This window comes from Aestuarium sp. (assembly GCF_023253315.1).
GTDB lineage: Bacteria > Pseudomonadota > Alphaproteobacteria > Rhodobacterales > Rhodobacteraceae > Marivivens > Marivivens donghaensis.
Window position 1 is genome coordinate 13,438 of sequence record NZ_JALRGW010000011.1, and the last position, 17,678, is coordinate 31,115.

Sequence of the window (17,678 nt, forward strand, 5' to 3'; positions counted from 1 at the left end):
ACCTAGACCGCAGGGCCTGTCCCTGCAAGTCCGGCATGGTGTGCCCGCCCCAAAGTCACTGGGACGGGCTGTTGATTTACTTGATACGTTGACCGTTCAGCATCACGTTGCCTTGGGCATTCATATCGATGGTTGTTTCGATCTGATCGTCACCAGTGGATTGGGTGAACATGCCCAACATCATCCGTGCGGTCATGATCTGATCACCGACGGGCAGACCCATTGTTTCGACCTTATCCAAGAGCCCATTAATGCCTTTGCCGACCAAAGACAGACTGCCTTCGGGGCGTGGGAAGCCGTCATAGGTTTCCAGATCGGTGTTATCAAAGGTGAAATCACCCGTCCCTGTAATCTCTGCGCCAGCAATGGCGAGTTTCAGGTTCTGAAGGGTCAGAGCGTGCAGTTCGCCAGGAACATCGGTTTGCTCAAGCGCGGCGGCTTGTTTCGGGTCCATTACGTCAAAGAATAGCTTTGCCGCGCCTGTCACAGCGACTTGGAAGGTGATCGGGTCATGGGGCAGGATGCCCTGCGGGTCTGCCATCATCCAAAGCATGTCGTTGAGGCCAAGGTCCGTAAGGGTGATCCCTGCCGAAAACGGAGCAGGTTCTTCGGTCTTAGCCAGAGGCATTTCAAAGCTCACACCGTACTCTTCCGCGGTGATATCGAGCGGCAGCGGAACCTGCCCACCCATGGCTTGGAATTTCAAACCCGTTGAGAGCGCAGCGAACGACATCGCGTCCTTATCCAAACCAAAACTGAGGTGGCCGGACTCGGTCGCGCTTGCCATGTTGAGCGTGCCAGAACCATCTGTGACGCTGATGATGTATGTCGACGGGCCTGCGGTGTAATCGAACGACATCTCTGCACCGTCGATAAACATTGTCTCAGGCGATATCTGTTCAAAATCAGTTGGCATGATCATGCTAGAGGCGAGGGACATGCCCGTCGTTTGGCCCGAGACGTTTATCTTTTCGAACTCTTCGTCCTGGTCGAAATACACGTCCATAGAGGACGCCGACAGATCATAGCCGACAGTCTGTAGATCGCCGGTGAGGACGGAATAGACGCCCGACAATCCGTTGAGCTTGAGGCTTGCCTCAACCGGCACTGGCTTCCCGCCGTCGAACGCTTCTGCCAGCTCAAGCAAATAAGAATCCGCCGAGACATCGTAATTGATCGCGTCCGCGGTTCCGCTGGCGACCATATCAAAGTTGGCAACAGTGATGGAAATGGTCGCGTGGTTTTCGGCGAAGTTTTCCGAGTTGCCCATCGACATCTGATATTGTTCAGGAATCATGACCGAAACAGTGCCATCGCCGTTTTCGGTCAGGCTAATCGGTCCCATCTCGGCTTTGATCGTAATGCCGTCCTGATCAGCATCGTATGTGGTGCTTTCGATTGTCAGCGTGTTGCCCGACATCGTTTCCGCACCGAATGTAATCATATCGGTGCCGTACATCGACATTTGGGACTTCCAATTGTCCCAAACCTCTTGGGCGGTAACATCTGCAAAAGCTGCGGGAGCGGTGAACAGTGCGGCAAGGCAAACGCTTGCGCCAAATTTGCTAGTATTCATGGTGGGTATCCTTTCCCAGACAACTTTTGAAAAATATTTTGCCATTAAAGTGTCATGGCAGTGATCACTTATGTCTAAAAGTAACCATTCAGTCGGCTGCGATAAAGATGACGGAGAAAGAAAACATGAAGATGACAGGCAAAACGGTCGTTATTACAGGTGCCAGCCGAGGCATTGGTGAGGCTGCAGTACGAGAATTTGCGGAAAAAGGCGCGAATGTTGTTCTCTTGGCGCGCGATGCGGATCGGATTGCAGCAATCGCCACAGAGATCGGGGAGACTGCGTTGGCCATTCCTTGCGATGTTACGTCATTCGAGGCCGTGAAGTCTGCCATTGATCGCACGCTTTCGCAGTTCGGCAGCATCGACGTTCTTGTCAATAATGCGGGCGTCATTGCGCCAATGGCACCGCTTGCCGAGGCCGACGTGGATCAGTGGGGCCTTGCCGTCGATGTGAACCTCAAAGGCGTGTTTCATGGTGCACACGCCGTATTGCCCAGCATGATTGCAAAAGGGTGCGGGACCATTTTGAACATCTCTTCGGGCGCTGCGCATAACCCGTACGAAGTTTGGTCAGCCTACTGTGCGTCTAAGGCCGGAGCCTACATGTTAACCCGTCACATCGACCTTGAATATCGGGCCGCGGGTATCCGCGCCTTGGGGCTGTCGCCTGGTACAGTGGCGACCCAGATGCAGCGGGATATCAAATCCTCGGGTCTGGGTCCTGTAGCGGAACTCGAATGGTCTGATCACATTCCACCCGAATGGCCGGCCAAGGCTCTGGTCTGGATGTGCGGCGAAGAGGCCGATGTTTATCTAGGGCAGGATGTGAAACTAAGAGATCCTGAAATACGCAAGGCAATAGGTGTGGCATGATCCGTTTTGACCGAGAGGGTGATCTTTGGATCACCACGATCGACCGCCAAGAGAAAGCGAACTCTCTGACCGAGGAGATGCTGACCCAACTGGCTGAATTTGCGGAATCTGCCTCTGCTGCCAAGGTGTTCGTTATCACGGGCGCAGGCAAGGTATTCAGCGCAGGTGCCGACTTGGATGAGGCCCGCGCAGGATTAGCCACTAGTCCTGTTTGGGAACGCCTTTCAGGTGCGATTGCCGCACTGCCGTGTATGACGATTGCCGCGCTCAACGGCACTTTGGCTGGCGGTGCCTTTGGGATGGCTTTGGCCTGTGATCTGCGGATTTCTGTCCCGACCGCAAAGTTCTTTTATCCCGTGATGAAGCTTGGTTTTTTGCCGCAGCCGTCTGACCCGAAACGGTTGGCCGCACTAGTTGGTCCAAGCCGCGCGAAACTAGTCCTAATGGGCGGTCAAAAGATCACTGCTGACGAGGCGTTGTCCTTTGGTCTGGTCGATCGTTTGGTCGAGGTTGAAGATTTGATGCCCACGGTCCGCGAGATCGCTACAGATGCATTGGCCGCCAAGCCAAGCCATATCGCGGGCATCAAAGGTCTTGTCGGTTAATCACCAGTAGTTGGAACCTGACCTGCCCCATGTTACCCGTCGGTTAAGTGTTTTCGGACGGAGCAGACATTTGGCAAAGGCACTGGTGATCGGCGCGGGTCCTGCGGGCTTGATGGCGGCAGATGTTCTGTCGGCTGCTGGGCATTCCGTGTTGATCGCCGATGCGATGCCGTCTGCTGCGCGCAAATTTCTGATGGCGGGTAAATCAGGTTTGAACCTGACCAAAGTTGGGGCTGGGTTCCTAGAAGCCTACGGTGACATTCCGGCCTCGATGGTTGCAGCTTTGTCTGCGTTCGGCCCTGACCAAGTTATCGAGTGGGCAAATGGGCTTGGCCAAGAGGTATTCATAGGCTCGACTGGGCGCGTCTTTCCGGTGGTGATGAAGGCGTCACCGTTGCTGCGGGCGTGGCTAAAGCGATTGGATGCGCAGCAGGTTAAGTTGCAAACACGGTGGCGATGGACCGGTTGGGACGGCGACGATTGGTTATTCGATACGCCCGATAGCCCTCAGTCGGTTTCGGCAGACATCGTGATCCTCGCCTTTGGTGGGGCGAGTTGGGCGCGGCTTGGGTCTGATGGGCGATGGGCTGAACAATTCCATGGCAGTATCGCGCCGTTTAAACCCGCCAACATGGGGTTTATCGTTTCATGGTCGGACCACATGACGGCCCATTTCGGGGCGCCTGTTAAGGGGTGTACGCTTATAGCAGGCGCCCACAGATCCAGCGGAGAATTCGTGATCTCGTCTCGTGGGATCGAAGGCGGTGGGATTTATATGCTCTCGGCTGCGGTACGTGATGGCGCACCATTGACTATCGACTTGTTGCCATCGCTGACCGTTGAGGACATACGAAAAAAGCTTTCTCGGAAAGGCAAAGAGTCACTCTCGAATGTCCTACGTAAATCGCTTCGCCTCGATCCAGTGAAAATTGCCCTCTTGAATGAATTTGGTCGTCCATTCCCTGATGATCTGGCGACTTTGATTAAAAACCTCCCCATTCCACATGATGGCCCCCGCCCCATGGATGAAGCAATTTCTGTCGCGGGTGGGCTGAGGTTCGACGCTCTGGACAATGGTTTGATGATGCGGGACCGCGAGGGCGTATTTTGCGCGGGAGAAATGCTCGATTGGGAAGCCCCAACGGGCGGGTATTTGATCACAGGATGCCTGGCGACGGGCCGGCATGCTGCGCTGGCGGCGATTGATTATGCGCGCAGCTCGATGCGGGCGAGCACTAGCCGACCTTTTTGAGGCGGCTTAGGACTGGCTAAATTTGGTTCACGAAAAAAGTCCAAGAGGGATGCAGTTTCGCAACCCTAAGAGATTACTCGCATCAAGACTTCATGCGATGTTTGTATTTTAGGTTTCGAAAGGTAGAAGAACTCTGAATTTAGGAGAGTTTTAATGACTGTTTTGCGCGGATTGCTCGCACTGATGGCCTCGGTTGTTGGGTCAACCACAGTAATGGCGCAGGATTGGCGTCCTGAGTATTCGATGTATGGGACGATCGGCATCATTGAAATGCCATCCGCTTTGTCCGCGCAGGATGCTGACCTGTCGAGCCAGATATCGGCCTTCGAAGATCAAACCCGCGTGTCTATCACTTTTCAGATTTTGCCGAGGTTGTCGGGGACTTTCCGCTATTCGATCATCCCTGAATACACTGGCGTGGATACTGGTACGCTTTATGATCGCAGTTTTGATTTCCAATATCGGCTGCGGGATGAATCCGAATGGCTCCCGGCTGTTGCTGTCGGACTGCGTGACTTTATGGGGACGGGCGTCCTCACCTCTGAGTACGTCGTCGGAACAAAAACAATTGGCACCAATTTGCGGGCGACAGCTGGCATCGGTTGGGGCCGAATGGGGAGCTATAACGGCTTTACCAACCCGCTCGGCGCGATTGCGAGCGCAATGGAGACGCGTCCGTCGCGCAGCAGTATATATGGCAAAGGCGGTGTTCCTGCATATGACCTCTATTTTCGTGGTGACGCCGCTTTGTTCGGCGGGGTCGAATGGCAGATTAACCCTTCGCTGACTTTCGCAGCTGAGTATTCTTCAGATGCCTACAAGCGCGAAGTAGCCAACGGGACGTTTGACCATAAGTCGCCGCTCAACTTTGGTCTCAAATATCACCCGAACGAAAACTATGAACTTGGCATTTACGCGCTCTATGGTAGCGAAATCGGCGTCACTGCTACTTCGGTTTTGAACCCAAACCGCCGTCCCGCGGTTGGCGGTTACGATACCGCCCCGATGCCAGTCGTCGTTCGGCCAGAGGATTTGCGAGCTGCACGGACATGGGATCGGTCAGTGTTGCCAGATGAGTCCATTCAGATGGCTCTTGTTGAGGCCCTCGGTCAGGACGGGATTGTTGTTCAAGGCATTGAACTCACTGATACTTCGATCCGACTTCGATATGAGAATACCCAATACAGATCCGAGGCACAGTCCGTCGGGCGTATTTCGCGCGTTTTGACCTATGCGCTCCCGCCGTCGATTGAAACTTTCATCTTCGAGCCAACGCGATTGGGCGTTCCGACTTCTACGACGACGATTAAGCGTAGCGACTTGGAGAGCCTTGAGAACCAAATCGGGTCTGCCAAAGCAATTTACGCTCGGGCCGATGTGTCAGAGGCGATGGTCGGTGACGACGCTGCTCTTGTTCCGACCCAAACGAGTAACTTTAAGTGGGGCATCATGCCGTATGGGGAGCTGACACTTTTCGACAGCCGGAACCCTGCAACAGTCGAAGTCGGTATCGAAGCGGCGATGCGTTACGAAATTCGGCCCAACATTGTCGTTGCGGGTTCGATTCGGAAATCGGTCTACGACAACCGGATCGACAATCCCTCGATTTCGGCTTCGACGATCGAACCCGTTCGTCGTTATGCGCCCTATTATGCTGACCAAGGTGATGGTGGGATCGATTATCTCACGTTTGCTTGGTATGGGCGTCCCGCCTCGGAACTCTATTCACGGGTAACCTTCGGTTATCTCGAGCCTATGTTCGGCGGTATTTCGACAGAGCTACTCTGGAGGCCAGTCGATAGCGACCTCGCATTTGGGGTTGAGCTGAACTACACCGCGCAGCGTGATTTTGATCAAGGCTTTGGATTCCAAGACTACAATGTCATCACGGGTCATCTGTCTGCCTATTGGGCAATGCAAAATGACTTCCACCTTCAAGTCGACGCTGGTCGGTATTTGGCAGGTGATTGGGGCGCGACCGTTTCTGTGGATCGAGAGTTTCAAAACGGCTGGCGGATCGGGGCCTATGCAACCTTTACCGATGTTCCGTTTGAAGACTTTGGTGAGGGATCGTTCGACAAAGGTATTCGTCTGACCATTCCGATGGATTGGGCAACGGGTATGCCGTCAACGCAGTTGGTTGATACTCGATTGAGCTCGCTTACACGTGACGGCGGCGCGCGGCTTGATGTGGATGGGCGACTTTACGATGCAATTCGGTCTGGTGACATTTCAGACTTTGGCGATTCTTGGGGACGGTTCTGGCGATGAAAAATCTACTAAAATTTGTCGCATTTTCAGCGCTCGTTGCCTGCGGGCCTTTGGCCAAAGGAAACACGGCTTCGAAAGTTTCGGCAGCGGTTAAGTCACGCTTTGACCAACCTGATGCAGAGGCCATTCCGACCTACACTTTCGCCGATCTAACTGCCTCGGAAACACCTGTTATCTTGGCTTCCGTTCCGTCGTTGGAGGTTGCAGACATCTTTCAAAAGATCGGGTCCAACGGAAATCAAGAGACATGGATTTCGTCTATCGGGATGACTATCACGCTTGAGAACAGTATTGTCGTAGCGACGCGTGGATTTGGCGAAGACATCTACGCAGCTGATACTCGCGGACTTTCGGCGGCTTTGCGCCGTGGTGTAGGATCTTATTCCCGCCGTATCGAACAACTTGATTCTTCGGATGAAGTTATCCGAATGGAATTCTCATGTGAGCTTGAAACGGTCGGACAGGATCAAGTCACGATCCTTGACCGTAGCTTTGGGGCAACAAAATTGCAGGAGACCTGCCGAAGCGAAGACGTCGCATTCGCCAATTATTATTGGGTGAATGGGTACCGCGACGTTGTTCAATCACAGCAATGGCTTGGCAAAAGCGTCGGACATGCCACAACGCAGCAATTTTAAGAACAATTCAAAGTTGAAAGTTGATTGTGAAGGTTTTTCGCGGTATTCAAAGCCTAGTTTGGTATTCAATTGGAGCATATCTAATGCGTAAAGTATTTCTCGCAGCGGCTGTTGCCGTAGTTGCAGCAACCTCTGCTCACGCTGGTGGCATGAACGCTGTTGTTCAACAGCCTACTAATACAGGTGTGGTCGCTGTAGCCCCAACCACTAGCTTGCCTAGCTATGTTCTGCCTTTGGTTGTCCTTGGTGCAGTTGCTGCTTTGGCTTCTTCTTCGGGCACCTAATCGGTCCGAATAGAGTTACGAAAGGGGCGGGCCAATGGTCCGCCCTTTTTATTTTAACGCTTCCCCATCATCGCGAGGCGGACCAAAGCGCGCTCCATCAAGGCTTGCTGTGGGGCCTTTGAAGATGAACGCAGTGTCAGGTCAGTCGTCAGCAGCTCGCTCAAAGCGCGTTCTAGTCGATCACGACCCCATGTGCTGGCTTGTCGAAGGATTGCGTCACGACGAGGGCCGAACACTGGTGGTCTAAGTCGCCCAATCCCCGATGACGGTCCCCCAGGGTCCGATGCGACTGTGTGAAGAGCGCGAAAATGACGGTTCGCGTTGATGCATAAACCGGTGGGATTGACGCCCTGCGCGTAAAGCCGGCGCAGCAGCGGGGCAATTAACTGGGGCTGTCCATCAGCAACAACTTTGAGCAAATCATCAACGCCAGCCTCTGCAGATTGTGGTCGACAGGAATCGACATCGTCGACGTTTAACTCGCTGTTATCGTTGAGTTTGTAGAGGCCCAGCTTTTCAATGGTCTGCCGAAAATCACCGGGATCAAGAGTCCGCGACAACGCGACGATAGCGTCCATCGCGTCGCGTCCAATCGCCTTAAGTCCTGCTGCGGCAAGGCTGGCTTCGATTTCGTCGCGTGCAGGTGGATCGTCATAGATCCCGATCGAGAAGGCGTTCGGGTGGGCTTCGAAATATTTACGCAACGACGACTTTGCCGTGAGCGAACCCGCTGTCACGATCACTTGCGCATCGCCATCCCTCCAATCCGACATTGCGACGCGGATCGTTTCTGCCAGACTGTCGGCGGCGTCTTCCACTAAAACCGCGCGTTGTCCTGGGAAGAAACCTTGGGATTTGATTGCATCGTTCAGCAGAGCGCCGTCTTTACGTAAATCGGCAGCGGCTATGCGAGTGAAACGCATTTCTGCTTCGCCTTGTGGTCCGACGAGGGCATCGACAACTTCTTTGCGGCGGAGAGCCACGCGCATGCCGTCGGTGCCATAAATCAGTAGGCCAGCCTTGCCGGGGTCTGGTTTCCGGAAGTAACCAGACGCTTCGCGCGCACCTAATTTCATGGGTTATCAGCGACTTGAGCCGCAAGAATATGGGCTACAATGAGGTCGGCTAGCGCGATGGACAGGCGTTCATGGGCATCTTGTTCAGCCGAACGAGTCGACACAACGTTACCAGTTGTCGAGTAGCCGCTGAATGTTTCGACCGTGCCGTTTGTGATGACGGCGCCCGCGCTATCAACCAAAGAGAAGGTTGCCGTTCCCGTCAATGTCGCGCGCAGAACTGTAGAGTCTTCTGCAATACCAACCGAACTGCTGCTGAGGGTCGTTCGGACGGACAGCTGATATTCAGCCGTTTCCGTCTGCCCTAAACGTCGTTGGAGACGTTCGCGCAGATGGTAGCCGTCCAACGTGTCAGGCCTGTCATAGGCGACCTTGCCCCGAAGATTGGATGCGGAGCCATTGTCGCCGTAGATCGGCGTAAACCCACACCCCGCCAACACCGCCACAGCCCCCACTAAGAGGGCGCGACGGGTGCAGCGGGTAATGGATTTAGACGACGACATTGACGATACGACCTGGAACTACGATCAGTTTTTTCGGCTGGCCACCGTCCAGTGCTTTGACCACAGCTTCGTTCTCAAGGACGAGCTTTTCAACCTCTTCCTTCGACATATCTGCAGGCACGCTGATTTCCGCGCGGCGTTTGCCGTTGATCTGGATCGGCAGGGTGACCGTGTCTTCGACCAGCATAGCTTCGTCGACGACGGGCCACGCGGCTGTGGTCACAAGTCCCTCACCGCCCAAGAGCGACCAGAGTTCTTCGGACAGGTGCGGCGTCATCGGCGACATCAACTGGGCTAGAATGCGCGCTGCCTCTTTCTTTGCCTTTCCGCCAGCAGGTGATTTCTGCAGGAGGTTGGTAAAGGCGTAGAGTTTCGCAATCGCGGCGTTAAAGCCAAACGATTCAAAGCCTTGGGTCACGTCAAAGATCGCTTTGTGCGTTGCTTTGAGCAGCTCCAGATCGGACTCAGTCGTGGCATCATCCATCTCTGCAATATCGGCACAGATGCGGAACACACGAGCGAGGTGCTTTGCCGTCGCTTCGGCTCCAGCGGCGGTCCATTCGACGTCGCGTTCTGGTGGGCTGTCAGACAGCACGAACCAGCGGGCGGTATCAGCGCCAAACGACGAAATGATGTTCAACGGGTCGACCACGTTGTTTTTCGATTTCGACATTTTGGCAGATGGAATGATCTGTGCATCTTCGCCGGTCGCGATGACGAATGCCTTACCGTCCCGCAGCTCGATCGCTTCGGGATAGTGATAGATCGGACGTCCGTTTTCAGGGTTGGTCGTCTGATAGATCGCATGTGTCACCATGCCTTGGGTGAAGAGCGCATTGAACGGCTCGCGCGCGCTATCGGGCAAGTGACCTGTCACGTTCATCGCACGTGCGAAGAAGCGCGAATAGAGCAGGTGAAGGATCGCGTGTTCAATACCACCGATATATTGGTCGACGTTCATCCAGTAGTCAGCATCGGCCTGAACGGTCGGAGTGTCAGCACGTGGTGAGGTGAAGCGCGCATAATACCACGACGAATCCACGAAGGTATCCATGGTGTCCGTTTCGCGGCGTGCGGGTTTGCCACACGACGGGCAAGCACAATCGCGCCACGTGTGGGTGGCGGTCCAGCGGGTTGCCTGGAACGTCAAAGGTGACATCGTCAGGCAACTGAACAGGCAGGTTTTCTTTTTTCTCAGGAACCACGCCGCAATCGTCACAGTGAACAACAGGAATTGGGCAACCCCAATAGCGCTGCCGCGAAAGGCCCCAATCGCGCAGGCGGAATTTGGTCACGCCTGTGCCCCAACCTTCGGCTTCTGCTTTCTCGATTGCGCTATTCACGCCGTCTTCACCAGTTTGAAGCTCTTGGCCAGCGAAGCCACGGATGTAGCGGACCTTCTCCGACTTCAGTGGAGTGTAGGCTTCGGTCAGGGTCTCTTCTTCGGCGCCATCCGCAACAAAAATCGGCGTAATATCAAGGCCATATTTCGTTGCGAAGTCAAAGTCGCGTTGGTCATGCGCAGGGCAACCGAAAATCGCACCCGTGCCGTAGTCCATCAGAATGAAGTTTGCGATCCAAACAGAAAGCTCTTTGGACGGGTCCAGCGGATGTTTGACTTTAATACCTGTATCAAGGCCTTTCTTTTCAGCCTTTTCCAGCGCCTCTTCGGTCGTGCCACCCTTGCGGCAATCAGCGACAAACGCCGCGATGTCTGGGTTGTTGGCTTCCAGCTCTTTCGCAATCGGGTGATCTGGTGAAATACCAACAAAGGATGCACCCATCAGCGTGTCGGGGCGCGTGGTGTAAACCTCAATTGCTTCACCAGCGTCGGTGCGTTCGAACGAGAACTGAAGGCCGCGGGATTTGCCGATCCAGTTGGCCTGCATCAGCTTCACCTTGGCAGGCCAATCATCGAGGTTATCGATGCTGTCCAGCAGATCGCCAGCCATGTCCGAAATCTTAAAGAACCACTGGGTCAGCTCTCGGCGTTCAACATCGGCACCAGATCGCCAGCCTTTGCCGTCAATCACCTGTTCGTTCGCAAGAACAGTCATGTCGACTGGGTCCCAGTTCACCACGGCGTTCTTGCGGTAGACCAGACCCTTGTCCAGCATATCAATGAACAGAGCCTGCTGCTGGCCGTAATACTCTGGATCGCAGGTCGCGAATTCACGGCTCCAGTCGATCGACAGGCCAAGAGGTTTCATCTGGCCGCGCATGTCGGCGATGTTCTTATAGGTCCAGTCCTTGGGGTGGCCGCCCGATGCCATCGCAGCGTTTTCCGCAGGCATACCGAACGCGTCCCAGCCCATTGGGTGCAAAACGTTGTGACCCGTCGACATTTTGAAACGCGCTACCACGTCGCCCATGGTGTAGTTCCGCACGTGACCCATATGGATGCGGCCCGACGGGTAGGGGAACATTTCGAGCACGTAGTATTTCGGCTTTGTCTCATCGCGTTTTGCGGTGAATACGCCAGCCTGTTCCCAGGCGGCTTGCCATTTTTGTTCGATATCAGCGGCGGTATAGCGGGACATGGATCGGTCCTTTGGGACATGGAAACGCCGGGCAACAGGGCCCGGCGCGGTATTAAAAGGTTTTCGCGGCAGTTTCTATAGGCCGCGGTCTTGAATGCGGATCTGACGCGCACGGGCGAGGATTGCGTCCTCAACAGCGCGCTGCGTCTCAAGGCTGACCGCGCCATTGCGCGATTGCAGCGCGACATTGAGCGAACGAGCATCCAGCGCAGGGTCAGAGATATGCACAGTCGCACGATATGCGCGGCCACCACCCGGTGGGGTGCCGTAGCCAAAGACGATCACGCCAGTGAAGGGGTCGACACTCTCGACGGGGAGGAACGACAGAACATCGATCGAAGCGGCCCAGAGGTAGCGGTTCACAGCCACGGATTCTGATCCAGCGGTCCGCGTTGCCTGACGCACGGCGCCAGCATCGTTTGATTTGCCACCGAATAATCCGCTGAACGGCGAACTAAAGCCGCCCGAACAAGCAGACAGGCCCAAGGCCATTGCGGTCACCAGCATCGCGCGGGTCGTTTTTTGGAAAGCGGTCACAGTATTGCCCTCATGTCCATGACCCCGCGTTGGGGCCGACGTCGCAAAATGTGTAACGTGGGGCAGAGCCTGTCACAAGGCTTAAGGGGTAAACCTGTGGTCACAAAAGAAAAGAGCGGCCCCGAAGGACCGCTCTCTCATTCAAACTGACTAGGTCAGATTAGAATGCGAACGACAGTTCAACAGTGGTGCCAACTGCGTAGCCCTGTGCGCCGATGTCGTCGTCGCCAGCTGCTTCGTCGTTGTTGGTGTCGTCTGCGTACGAAACGAGCAGCGAAGCACCGCCGCCGAGGTCGTAAGAAGCGCCAACGTAGGTGTCGTCGGTGTCGCCGTCTTTGGTGATCGCACCAGCGTAGATGCTCAGGCCGTTGCCGAGGTCGTAGGAACCTTCGAGCGAAACGTAGTCAGTGCCTTGCTCGCTTGCGAAGCCGAGAGTACCTGCAACTGCACCAGCAGCGTATGCGAATTTAACGCCGTAGTTGTCTTTCGCGTCAACAGCGGTGCTGTCGTCTTCGGATACGAAGTACGCGGAAACAGTTACGTCACCCATCGGGTAGGAAACTGCGATACCGGTCGAGTCGTAGTCGGTGCCGCCTGTGTTTTTCTCCGAAGCATATGCCAGTTTGACATCAGCACCTGCAACAGACATTGCAACCGAGATACCGAGGGTTTCTGCAGTGGTCAGATCACCGTTGGTAGAAATGGTTGTGTTGGTGTTGGCGTTAAGACCACCAGTTACGTCAGCAGCAAGAAGCTCTTCTTGGTAAGCAACTACTACGGTAGCTGCGCCAACAGTTGCTTTTGCACCGAACGACAGCTGAGCAAGGTCATCAGTCGCTGCGTCGCCTTCAGCGTCATATACGAGGCCAGAAACAGCCATGTCTACACCACCGAACGAGAAGGTGCCTTTGAGTACGCCTTCGCCATCCTGAGCGGAGAAGCTGTCAGCTTCCATGTCGCCAGCTGCCGACCACATCGATTTTGCAGCGAATTCGGTGTCGCCATAAACGAGCGAAGCGGTGTCCGAAGAGATGGTCAGAGTAACGCCGCGCGATGCAGCGTCAGCAGCATCCACTTCGTCAACGTCAGCAGAAGCCGAAACGGTCAGGCCGTTGTCGAGCTCAGCAGAGAAAGCTACGTCGAGGTTCAGGTCCGAGTAGAAGCCCTGGTGATCGCCGAATACAGCGCCGCCAGCCAGACGGCCGTTGTCGTCGTTGTAGCCCAGAGTTGCGGAGCCCGAGAAGGAAACTTCAGCAGCAGCTGCGCCAGCGAAAGCGGTCAGTGCGACGGAAGCGAGAAGGATAGCGGAATGGTAGTCGGAGTATTTTTCACTACCTAAATCAAGAACTTGGTCGTCCTTGTGTGCAGCTGACATTAGCGTTGTAGCAAGGAGATATTCGATATGCGACCGATTTCGAAGTTATTCGGCAAGGACAAGAAGAGCGTGGCTGTGAGCGAAGCTGCAGAGCCAGCTGTAACGCTCGCGGACTTCTTTGATGCAAAGTACTATGCGTTTGCAAAGGCTACCAAGCGTCGTAGTCAGCTGGACTACTATGTGTTCAACAAGCACATCCGCTCATCACTGGGTCAAAAGCCTCTGAGAGAGATTACCAGTGAGGACTTGGATAGCTGGGTGCTGCATCAGATTGATGCTGGCTACAAACCCGCAACGGTAAATAAGCACTCATCGATGCTGAACCGTATCCTAAACATCGCCGTGCATTGGGGATACTTGGACAAGAACGTGTTCAAGGGCGCAGCGATTAGAAAGTTGCCCGTTGGAGACTACGTGCAGCGGTTCCTAACTGAAGCTGAGATACGACGCTTGCTCAGTGCCTGTAAGCGCAGCAGTCACCCGTATCTGCATCTATTCGTAAAGCTGCTGTTGTTGACGGGTGCGCGGAAGAGCGAACTTAGACTTGCTCGGTGGACTGATATTGATGAGCGCAAGAAAGAACTGTTTGTCGCTGTGAGCAAAAGTGGGCGCAGCAGAACAGTTATGTTGAGTGACAAGGCACTATCAGTGCTGCAGCAAGTCAAAGCGCGATCAGAAGTTTTGGGTGTGCCAACAACACGTGACAGTTGGATCTTTGCCAATCCCCGCACTCGTGCCCCATATACGAGCCTGCATAATGCCTTTGTAGAAGCGCGAGAAAGTGCTGCTTTACCATCAGTGCGTATGCATGATCTTCGGCATACATATGCAAGCCTACTGATCAACAATGGCGCCAGTATCTACGAAGTGCAGCGACTGTTGGGGCATTATCATATTTCGATGACGGAACGGTATGCTCAGCTGTTCCCTAATACCTTGCAGGATCGCGTAGATATTATCGCAGGCGCTATCGACTTGGATCGTATTTGATCCCTGCATCACTATGCCAGTCAGCCCCAACTGCAAGCAGATATTGAACTGCTAAAAATCGCAACAAATACGCCAAAATCGCACGATTGATCCTGTGTTCTGTTGCTGAGTAAACGCCTTAGTCCAGTCCCATGCGTAAGAACTTTGCGAGTTGATCTGATATTGATTTATCTGGCTCACTACCTGTCTTATCAGCTTCATAGTCAGCGGGATCATATTCTTCAGTCCAGCGATCAACGCGACGTATGCTTTGATAGGGCTGTGCTGTCAGTGCTTTGTGATCAACTTCGTACATGTCTGGCACAACACCTTCCTGCCAACCTGTCAGCGCCTTGCGTTCGTTAAACGTCAACTCACCCAATCGCTCAGAGATCTTCTCCCCAAGCTGCTCAAGCCGTCGATCCAACTTGCCTTGTGTGCGTGGTTTTGCGTTTGCCATGCGTGCCGCAACGGATCTGTAAGTGCTCAACAACTGGACCGCTTGTTCATACAGCGGCCCAGTGTCTACTTGTTCATACATCCGTACAACACGCCGTATTACTTTTTTTTGCGGCGCTCTTCTTCTTCAGCCCACTGCGAGTCTTTACTGCGTTCAATCACCCTACGCATCTTCTCAATCGCAGTACGTACGTCAGAGAGAGTGTTGTTCACATAGACCGCAGAACCGTCCACTGTTTTGGAACCAGCACGCATTGCTACACGTCTCTGACCATCAACACTTTGTGGAGCCCACCAATACTTGGAGCTGTTACCGTCAAGCTCTTGTTCTGTCTTATAAGTCGCCAACTCTTTGAGCATACGATCCGCTTGACCAAGCAGTTTCGAACGTAGAGTTGTACTCGCACTGCTTTGGGGTTCGAGTCCTTCTTCACGCATCAAGTTTTGCAGCCAGTCCATCGTCGTCATCCTTTCTGTTTGAACCGTAGTAAAAGGATGTGTCGCAAACGCAGACAGTCAATATTGAGGATGATGTGCTATTGGGGTGGGATGGGTTTTTGAGCTTGTTTGGGAGCGAGAGCTTGAACGTTAGGCGTAGTCTGAATCTGAGCGCTTTGCTGCTTTGGTGCAGGACGCACTGTGGGCTTGGGAGGACGCGGGATTGGAACAGCAGGCTGTTGCTTGCGCTTTGGCTCTCGTTGTTTCGCTATATCACGTGCCTCGTCACCTGTGACGCCCGCCAGCAATGCGAGTGCCGCAAGTCGTACGGCTTCTTCCTCCGCCTGTGTTATGCGTCTTATCGTGTTGAGAGCTTTTTGTATGTCGGACAGCGCAGTCATTGTCGTGCTCCACGCACAATAGGGGCTGCAAAATCACCACCCCAATAGCATAAGTACTTCCCTGTCAGAAACTGCGCTGCAGCGTATTTAGAACACAACACCCCCTTCATAGTGCAGCCATCCAGTGTCGCTCGCTTTGCGTATTGATGTGACGATGACAAGCGTTGCTCAAACTCACAAAGCGTTCACCCAGCTGTCGATGCTCAGCTGTGTTCAACATCCGTTGCCCATAGTGCTGCAACTTACTGGCACAGATAGCGATAGCACCAACGCTGGCATTGGTACCCTTAAAACGCAGCGTACGCATGTAGCATTCACTACGCCCAAGCCAGTCCGTACTAAACTCGCTCTCATTGCTGACGGCATTGATGCTGTGCAGCAGAGCATAAACGTCATTCAATATCGTTTTTGACATGATTTTTTCCTTTGTTGATAAATAACTGTAGATGCAAAGCAGCTACCCACTGCCGTGTATTTATCTGTGCATAGCGCCCTATAAACGACATTGAGCAAGCGTATGAACCGCGTGCAGAACTTGTCAGCGCAGAAGGTTAAACAGAGCCATTCACCGAGCAAAGCTGTAACGGGCTCGTTAAAGATTATGCAGTGGAACAAGATGAGAGGCTTTGAATGTCAAAGCACCTTGTATGTGTGCTGCTGGTGGCAATGTATTGGCAGCACATTGCGTTGGGAACAACTCTACGCACGTAAAGGTAACAGCCTAACCCTACCTACCAACCGCAGTTGGTTGTGCGACATTGCTGACTGAGAAACTCACAGAAAGTCTTACGTCAAAGAGAGGTTAGCAGCCTCTCTATGACATCCAAATCTACAGAAAATCCCCGTATTAATATTAACTCATAAAAGATGCTGAGACTGTTGAGACGCTGTAGCGTAGCGAAAGCGTTGAGACAGTGAAGCAGTTGGATAACGGCGTAGCTGTTAGACAATCAATCATCCAAACAAGTACCACTGCATACATACTCCCAAATATCATAGAATATGTATTGTCTGAGAAGAACACCTAAGTCGTTGATAATGAACAGCTCTGGCTAAACCAATTTAGGGGTCGCATCACTCGAATATCAGAGCGTAACGTAGCAGTTAATGAAGCTGATATTTGAGGGCTATATGGCACAAGCAGCAACACTCAACGACGCACAAATCAAACGTGCCCTGCGTTACTGCCAATCACGCAAGTACCCAGTACGTGATGCAACGATACTGCTGTTCAGCATCTATACTGGGCTGCGAGCTAAAGAACTGGCTGCACTGCGTATTGCGGATGTGTTTGATGCTGATGGTGCAATACGTACCCAGTTCACGCTCACAGCAGCACAGACAAAAGGTGCAAAGTCACGCACTGTGTTTATCAACAAGGCACTCACTCAACAGCTGGCTCTATATCGCACTTGGCGCAACAGTGTGGATCCAGCTGCGCCGCTGTTTCGCAGTCAAAAGGGTGGGCATTTTAGTGCCAACACCATGTGTCAGCTGTTTCTCAACATCTTCCATGCGTGTGGACTGCAAGGTGCCAGCAGTCATAGCCCACGTCGAACTTTTATCACACGTTTGGCCAACAAAGGCATCGGTGTACGAGTATTAGCTGCTTTAGCTGGGCATAGCTCAATAGCCGTTACGCAACGCTATATCGACGTCAACGACGAGCAGTTAGCCAATGCTGTAGAGCTGCTCTAAGCCCGAGCCTTAGTTCAGCATCCCGCCCAAGCTACGCACATCAGTCGCCATGCCTTCAAGCACACTACCCGTGCCATCGAGGAAGCCTTTGGCTGTGCCACAGCTGCTAAGCAGCACTGCAGTCAATAGTAGAGCGATTTTATGCATAACTGTCTCATCCAGTGTTGGTTGCAGCAAAGGT

Annotated in this window: 17 protein-coding genes and 1 pseudogene; 8 read left to right on the top strand and 10 right to left on the bottom strand. The window is 53.6% G+C overall.

Annotated features, from left to right (window positions below):
• Window positions 1-76 precede the first annotated feature (76 nt).
• On the bottom strand, window positions 77-1,576 hold the full coding sequence (locus AC1QQ2_RS07540; protein WP_479712685.1) for a DUF2125 domain-containing protein: 1,500 nt from the start codon (window positions 1,574-1,576) through the stop codon (window positions 77-79).
• Between the two features lie 125 nt (window positions 1,577-1,701).
• On the opposite strand from AC1QQ2_RS07540, the gene AC1QQ2_RS07545 reads away from it, so the two are divergent.
• The 6 genes from AC1QQ2_RS07545 to AC1QQ2_RS07570 all read left to right on the top strand — a co-directional run bounded on the left by AC1QQ2_RS07545 (window position 1,702) and on the right by AC1QQ2_RS07570 (window position 7,501).
• A complete protein-coding gene (locus AC1QQ2_RS07545) occupies window positions 1,702-2,451 on the top strand; it encodes an SDR family oxidoreductase (protein WP_479712728.1) in 750 nt (249 codons plus the stop codon).
• Window positions 2,448-3,056: an enoyl-CoA hydratase/isomerase family protein gene (locus AC1QQ2_RS07550; protein ID WP_479712686.1), complete on the top strand. Its 609-nt coding sequence runs from the start codon at window positions 2,448-2,450 to the stop codon at window positions 3,054-3,056. The genes AC1QQ2_RS07545 and AC1QQ2_RS07550 overlap by 4 nt, the downstream gene beginning before the upstream one ends.
• A 70-nt stretch (window positions 3,057-3,126) precedes the next feature.
• Window positions 3,127-4,308 carry a TIGR03862 family flavoprotein gene (locus AC1QQ2_RS07555; protein ID WP_479712687.1) on the top strand — a complete coding sequence of 394 codons (1,182 nt, stop codon included), beginning with the start codon at window positions 3,127-3,129 and terminating at the stop codon, window positions 4,306-4,308.
• Window positions 4,309-4,461: 153 nt separating this feature from the next.
• A complete protein-coding gene (locus AC1QQ2_RS07560) occupies window positions 4,462-6,579 on the top strand; it encodes a YjbH domain-containing protein (RefSeq protein WP_479712688.1) in 2,118 nt (705 codons plus the stop codon).
• Window positions 6,576-7,217 (top strand): YjbF family lipoprotein, encoded by a 642-nt coding sequence (locus tag AC1QQ2_RS07565; RefSeq protein WP_479712689.1) that lies wholly within the window; start codon window positions 6,576-6,578, stop codon window positions 7,215-7,217. The genes AC1QQ2_RS07560 and AC1QQ2_RS07565 overlap by 4 nt, the downstream gene beginning before the upstream one ends.
• 83 nt (window positions 7,218-7,300) lie before the next feature.
• Window positions 7,301-7,501: a hypothetical protein gene (locus tag AC1QQ2_RS07570; RefSeq protein WP_479712690.1), complete on the top strand. Its 201-nt coding sequence runs from the start codon at window positions 7,301-7,303 to the stop codon at window positions 7,499-7,501.
• 53 nt (window positions 7,502-7,554) lie between these two features.
• Here AC1QQ2_RS07570 and holA read toward each other — a convergent pair whose 3' ends face one another.
• The 5 genes and pseudogenes from holA to AC1QQ2_RS07595 all read right to left on the bottom strand — a co-directional run bounded on the left by holA (window position 7,555) and on the right by AC1QQ2_RS07595 (window position 13,532).
• Entirely contained in the window at window positions 7,555-8,577 is a 1,023-nt protein-coding gene (gene holA, locus AC1QQ2_RS07575) for a DNA polymerase III subunit delta (protein WP_479712691.1), read from the bottom strand.
• On the bottom strand, window positions 8,574-9,080 hold the full coding sequence (lptE, locus tag AC1QQ2_RS07580) for an LPS assembly lipoprotein LptE (protein ID WP_479712692.1): 507 nt from the start codon (window positions 9,078-9,080) through the stop codon (window positions 8,574-8,576). Before lptE ends, holA begins: the two co-directional genes overlap by 4 nt.
• Window positions 9,067-11,620: pseudogene (gene leuS / locus AC1QQ2_RS07585) on the bottom strand (leucine--tRNA ligase). The gene lptE and the pseudogene leuS overlap by 14 nt, the downstream one beginning before the upstream one ends.
• A gap of 75 nt (window positions 11,621-11,695) precedes the next feature.
• Window positions 11,696-12,157: a DUF3576 domain-containing protein gene (locus AC1QQ2_RS07590; protein ID WP_438986277.1), complete on the bottom strand. Its 462-nt coding sequence runs from the start codon at window positions 12,155-12,157 to the stop codon at window positions 11,696-11,698.
• Window positions 12,158-12,317: 160 nt separating this feature from the next.
• On the bottom strand, window positions 12,318-13,532 hold the full coding sequence (locus AC1QQ2_RS07595) for a porin (protein ID WP_479712693.1): 1,215 nt from the start codon (window positions 13,530-13,532) through the stop codon (window positions 12,318-12,320).
• Between the two features lie 27 nt (window positions 13,533-13,559).
• Here AC1QQ2_RS07595 and AC1QQ2_RS07600 point away from each other — a divergent pair, with 27 nt between their 5' ends.
• Window positions 13,560-14,522 carry a tyrosine-type recombinase/integrase gene (locus AC1QQ2_RS07600; RefSeq protein ID WP_067547420.1) on the top strand — a complete coding sequence of 321 codons (963 nt, stop codon included), beginning with the start codon at window positions 13,560-13,562 and terminating at the stop codon, window positions 14,520-14,522.
• A gap of 118 nt (window positions 14,523-14,640) precedes the next feature.
• On the opposite strand, the gene AC1QQ2_RS07605 is transcribed toward AC1QQ2_RS07600, so the two are convergent.
• The 3 genes from AC1QQ2_RS07605 to AC1QQ2_RS07615 all read right to left on the bottom strand — a co-directional run bounded on the left by AC1QQ2_RS07605 (window position 14,641) and on the right by AC1QQ2_RS07615 (window position 16,214).
• Window positions 14,641-14,961 carry a hypothetical protein gene (locus tag AC1QQ2_RS07605; RefSeq protein ID WP_479712694.1) on the bottom strand — a complete coding sequence of 107 codons (321 nt, stop codon included), beginning with the start codon at window positions 14,959-14,961 and terminating at the stop codon, window positions 14,641-14,643.
• A 98-nt stretch (window positions 14,962-15,059) separates the two neighbouring features.
• A complete protein-coding gene (locus tag AC1QQ2_RS07610) occupies window positions 15,060-15,419 on the bottom strand; it encodes a hypothetical protein (protein ID WP_249945153.1) in 360 nt (119 codons plus the stop codon).
• Window positions 15,420-15,905: 486 nt separating this feature from the next.
• A complete protein-coding gene (locus AC1QQ2_RS07615; protein WP_479712695.1) occupies window positions 15,906-16,214 on the bottom strand; it encodes a DUF6626 family protein in 309 nt (102 codons plus the stop codon).
• A gap of 716 nt (window positions 16,215-16,930) precedes the next feature.
• On the opposite strand from AC1QQ2_RS07615, the gene AC1QQ2_RS07620 reads away from it, so the two are divergent.
• Entirely contained in the window at window positions 16,931-17,497 is a 567-nt protein-coding gene (locus tag AC1QQ2_RS07620) for a tyrosine-type recombinase/integrase (protein ID WP_479712696.1), read from the top strand.
• A 9-nt stretch (window positions 17,498-17,506) separates the two neighbouring features.
• Here the strand turns inward: AC1QQ2_RS07620 and AC1QQ2_RS07625 are convergent, their stop codons facing one another.
• The gene (locus AC1QQ2_RS07625) at window positions 17,507-17,644 is read right to left on the bottom strand and encodes a hypothetical protein (RefSeq protein ID WP_479712697.1); all 138 of its coding nucleotides are present in this window, start codon (window positions 17,642-17,644) and stop codon (window positions 17,507-17,509) included.
• Between the last annotated feature and the right edge of the window lie 34 nt (window positions 17,645-17,678).